This window comes from Snodgrassella sp. B3837 (genome assembly GCF_026535955.1).
In the GTDB taxonomy this organism is placed as follows: domain Bacteria; phylum Pseudomonadota; class Gammaproteobacteria; order Burkholderiales; family Neisseriaceae; genus Snodgrassella; species Snodgrassella alvi_E.
In genome coordinates this window covers 1-549 of the sequence record NZ_JAFNPI010000014.1, presented here as the reverse complement: position 1 = coordinate 549, position 549 = coordinate 1, and the positions used below count along the sequence as shown (strand labels likewise).

At 36.1% G+C, this 549-nt stretch carries 1 protein-coding gene; it reads right to left on the bottom strand.

Translation table 11 applies throughout. From position 1 onward, the window contains the following. Positions 1 to 249, bottom strand: a 249-nt coding sequence (locus tag J3U67_RS05075; protein WP_267404096.1) for a hypothetical protein, incomplete at its 3' end; no start/stop codon positions are given. Positions 250 to 549 lie beyond the last annotated feature (300 nt).

Below are 549 nucleotides of genomic sequence, written 5' to 3'. Positions count from 1 at the left end.
ACCGGTGATTGAGCCAGTAACTTTAGTATTCTGAACATGGATACTACCTTTGCCATTATTAATAACCGTACCAGTAAGATTGTTGTTATTGGTAATATCAATATTATTAGCAGCAGAAGTGCTCGCATTACCAGTATTAGTAATGGTGCCGCCCAAAACATTATCATTAACAATCTTAATAGCACCGGTGGAAGAGTTACTAATCGCACTATTAATTACACCAGTGTCTTTATTATTGATAGTAATCAAACCGGTATCGGNTATTGTTAATCTGATTACTGCTGGAATTACCTTCATTATCTAAAGTAATGCTACCGGAACCACCATTATTGATATTACCGGTGATTGAGCCAGTAACTTTAGTATTCTGAACATGGATACTACCTTTGCCATTATTAGTAACCGTACCAGTAAGATTTTTGTTATTGGTAATATCAATATTATTAGCAGCAGTAGTGCTCGCATCACCAGTATTAGTAATGGTGCCGCCCAGAACATTATCATTAACAATCTTAATAGCACCGGTGGAAGAGTTACTAATCGCACTAT